Origin of the sequence: Sphaerochaeta sp. S2, assembly GCF_016406725.1 — a bacterium.
GTDB lineage: Bacteria > Spirochaetota > Spirochaetia > Sphaerochaetales > Sphaerochaetaceae > Sphaerochaeta.
Map to the genome: position 1 here is coordinate 1 of NZ_JAEKNT010000347.1, position 3,857 is coordinate 3,857.

Genomic DNA, 3,857 nt, shown 5'->3' on the forward strand with positions numbered 1-3,857 from the left:
CCAGTGCGCTGACCAATAACCAGTCTGGAGGCCTCAACGGTGTTTTCCTTTGCATTGGACTTTCTCTTTACACGGATACCGTCCTCAGACCATATCATTTTCTGCCTGTCACCGTTCTCGTCTATCCAGTAGGGCTTGGACACATCATCGAAAAGGATATCGGGGAACAGGTCTATGAGCTTGCGGTTTCCTTCAAGTACAAGCTTGATCTGACGGAGGAACTTTGTTGCGGTGGAACTGGAGTATGAGTAGATACAACAGGTGATTTCGGGGTCTACCAGAATATCCTGAATTGTCTTGAGGAAGGTTATCAGGGTCGATTTGTAATGATCTCTGGCCCATATATCTATATACCCATTAGGTTTAGCTTGCACTTCCATGCAGCGTTCAAACAACCAGTCTCGGTACTGGGGTATACCATCAGGGCCTTCGATGTGGTCAATATCGGTACGACCAAGGACATAGGTGGCTAGGAAGAAAATGTCATTGCGACACATCATCCTCATCCATTCGGTCAGGTTTCCCTTGGCCTCAGCCTGCACCATCAGGCTCTTCACTTGCTGGTGATACTCAATCCTCGTCAACTAGGGTAGCCCTCATATTGAACTCATCCTCAGTGACGTATTCGCTGTCCCCATTGTCGTAGTAGACGTAGTACCCACCTACCTTGGCATTGTTGCTCATTACCCAGGTATCAGAGACGTAGACAAACTCGATGGGAGCGTCCCCAGAAGGGTAGAGGATACAGTGATCCCCATTGTTCTCTATCCTGCCTATCTTGAATGCAGAGGCAAAGACTTGGATGATGTATCTCATTTCTTCGCCCTCTCGATCATTTCGTCAACAGCGTCAAGAAGTATGAAGAGGTCTTGTCGGATTCTGTCTGCGTCCACCTCGCACTCTCTGAGAAGCTTTGTAGTCTCACGCATGGTCTCATTGAAGATGCGATTTGCAGGGAAACGCCGCTCAACGTCAAAATCGATTACATTGTCTTGAGGTTCGTAGGTCATTCCTTGTCCTTTTTCTCAGGCTCAGGGATACCCTTGACCTCGACTGCAGTCTTCTTGCTCTGCTCAAGGAACATCTTGGACATTTCCTCAAGGTCTTCAGCAAGCTTCTGTGTGACAGGCTTCTCTTCTTTGGGTTTGTTGTTCTGCTCAGCGATACCGAGGATATTCACCAACACCTTTGCAGCTTCGATCTGGTTCTTGAACGTGATGGGAACATCGATTACATCGCCCTTCTTGGTCACAAACTGACTGGACAGCTCTCCGTTGAACATCTTGGAAAGACGATTCACAATCTGCTTGGAGTCAATCATGTTCTCCTCAGCCAGTGCCCTGCGTCTGCGTTCGATCTCAGCCTTGACCTTTGGTACGTTGTAGAGCTTTGCAGCAGAACTGGTCACGGTGGAACGCTTGCCCTTGCCCTTGTAACCTGCATTGAGCATCGCCTGACGCTTGTTCCCACACTTCATGTATTCATCTATGAACTTCAACTGGTATGTAGTCAGCTCAGTCAGATTGACATCTTCATGGTCTTCCATCTTGCCCTCCTGGATAAACCATAATGAAAATCCCCTCATGAAAAGGGGATGGAGGTAACGAGATAAAATGGTTTACTGAAATACTAGAGAAAGGTCCTATTTAGTACTTATTTCGAAGAGTACTGTGCTGTGAGTGTATGATTACGTTCCCAAGCAAGTTCAGAATTTTCACTGACAGGTCTTGCTATACGTCCATAAATATTTGTAGTAAGCCAGCCTGAGAATACTAATCGTGGATTATTGGGAATAGGTATGGGTAACTCTCCATATGTTTCACCATATGTGACGATTTTTGAGGAAGGGTTTACTGTTCCATCGACTGGATCAAAGGTGATTGTATAATCTCTAGGTTCCCATTCAGAATATAGAGTGGTATCGCCTACAACGATATCTGTTGAGAAATCCCATTGATCTGTCAAATTATTATCTTTGTACCAAGCGACAAAAGTATAACGAGTTGTATCATCAGGTCTATTGGGTTCGGCTAATAAATCGTTAGGTTCCACTTCTGTAGACCATGTCCAATCTGGGAACTCATCTGTTTTTCCCATAAATTTCACAAGGAGTGTATTCCTATCGTAATAAGTTCTTAAAACAAGGGAACCATTTTTATCTACTACTCCAAAAGGAATGCTTTCTGAGTGTTCCGCATTTAATTCAAAATTTTGGTAGCTGATGTTATGAGCGTATACTGTAGAACCAACAGGATAATGGCTATAGTCAAGCGTTGTATTCAATTCATACCCAGTTCGGTCAAGCTTCTCAAGATACACCTCTTCTTTATAAGATGAATACTCTGTTTCCGGATTTATTTCACAACTTAATAAGAAAGCTAGGCAAAATGAAAATAACAATACTAGCTCAAGATATCTAAATTTGCTCATACTACCCTTAACTAAAAGTGAGATATAATGATTTATTGCCATTATAGCTCAGATTTAGAAAATTTAAAAACTTTTTAGCAATGTATGGAGGTAGAGGAGGGATTCCCCACCCCCTTTAGCTTCCATCCGCCGCCCCCCCTGCCTTAATTTTGACCCCTCCCCCCTCATTGCTGTGAATATGCACCAAATATGCAATTTAGAGCTGTTTATGCAGTCTGTATGCAATTATGCTGGTGTTTTGTCGGGGAATTGGGATGCCTTTATTGAATAATTATGCACTAAACTATCGTATGTGTGAGGGTTCAGAGGGTTAATTAAGCACCTCTTGAGTACTGCAGTAATTGGGCTTAGTTGTTATACTGTAGTGAATTGATCGTGGTTTGTCTGCCTACCTGTGAATCAGGTTGGGTTGGGTGAATCTGGCGAAAATAGGGTCTTGCTGCGTGTATAGGTGTACTAGGATATGGGGAGAGGATATGCAGGATATTCCCCCCGAATTGGGTAGGTATTCCCTCCTGCATATTCCCCGATTCCCCTGTATCCTAGGTTGCATGATTATTCAGTTTCGCTTGTATCGCTCCTAGTGGATATATGCGCGCTATCTCTATGCGCTAAATAAAACCTTATTGCCGCTTTGATAGCTCCCTGTACACTTTGGGACTTATCTGCTTTCACTGATTCAAGATACTCTATAACATCCCCATCGGTGCTTTTCATTAAATACATACTATAATAGGATTTATTCTCTTTATCCCACTTTCTTTTTGCTTCACTTCTCATTATTTATACCCTTCTAGAAATTTTTTTTACTACTTAAATCATTATAGCATAAATAGGTGTTACTAACAATAGTGTTACTAACCAAAAAAAATATAAAAAAGTGCTTGACAGTAGTAACACTAACCCTTAATGTATGGGCATACGGTTAGTAACACTAACTACTACAAACCAAACAGGAGGTACTTAACGGATTAAACAAATACAGGTGAGGCAAGCACCTAACAAGCTTTCTCTCAACTCTAGGGTTGAACAGGTACTAGGTTTCAGACTCTCGGGAAAGAAACAAAGTAAGGGGAAGTAAGAAGAGGCTCAACGGTATGGCCATGACTGTCATACAAGTTGTAAAAAATAGGTTTTTTGACAGAAGTATGAAATGTCAATCATACGCTACCAGTACGAACGGTTTAGGCTTGTCGTATATGGAATTGAAAGGGAAGTATCCGCAACACTTTGGGACTAACTGCTGTGCATTAGAGGCCGAGGACATACAAAGTAGGTACTATCCGATAGCGAGGCCATTATGCCCGAAAGGGAAAAATGGGTGAACTGAAACTGTAGGCATACAGGAGTAAACACGAAGGCTAAAACCTTCCTATAGCAACTAGTTCGTTCGAACATTGCATTATTGCGTACCATGTAGGCAATAG

General features: G+C 42.7%; 6 protein-coding genes. All 6 read right to left on the reverse strand.

What is annotated here, in order from left to right; translation table 11 throughout:
* The coding region (locus tag JF818_RS10075) for a hypothetical protein (RefSeq protein WP_198891882.1) at positions 1–584 on the reverse strand (584 nt) is incomplete at its 3' end.
* On the reverse strand, positions 571–816 hold the full coding sequence (locus tag JF818_RS10080; RefSeq protein ID WP_198891883.1) for a hypothetical protein: 246 nt from the start codon (positions 814–816) through the stop codon (positions 571–573). The genes JF818_RS10075 and JF818_RS10080, both read right to left, overlap by 14 nt.
* Positions 813–1,010, reverse strand: a complete 198-nt coding sequence (locus tag JF818_RS10085) for a hypothetical protein (protein WP_198891884.1) — start codon at positions 1,008–1,010, stop codon at positions 813–815. Before JF818_RS10085 ends, JF818_RS10080 begins: the two co-directional genes overlap by 4 nt.
* Entirely contained in the window at positions 1,007–1,546 is a 540-nt protein-coding gene (locus JF818_RS10090) for a terminase small subunit (protein ID WP_198891885.1), read from the reverse strand. Before JF818_RS10090 ends, JF818_RS10085 begins: the two co-directional genes overlap by 4 nt.
* A gap of 107 nt (positions 1,547–1,653) precedes the next feature.
* Entirely contained in the window at positions 1,654–2,472 is an 819-nt protein-coding gene (locus tag JF818_RS10095; protein ID WP_198891886.1) for an InlB B-repeat-containing protein, read from the reverse strand.
* Between the two features lie 513 nt (positions 2,473–2,985).
* On the reverse strand, positions 2,986–3,210 hold the full coding sequence (locus JF818_RS10100) for a hypothetical protein (RefSeq protein ID WP_198891887.1): 225 nt from the start codon (positions 3,208–3,210) through the stop codon (positions 2,986–2,988).
* Positions 3,211–3,857 lie beyond the last annotated feature (647 nt).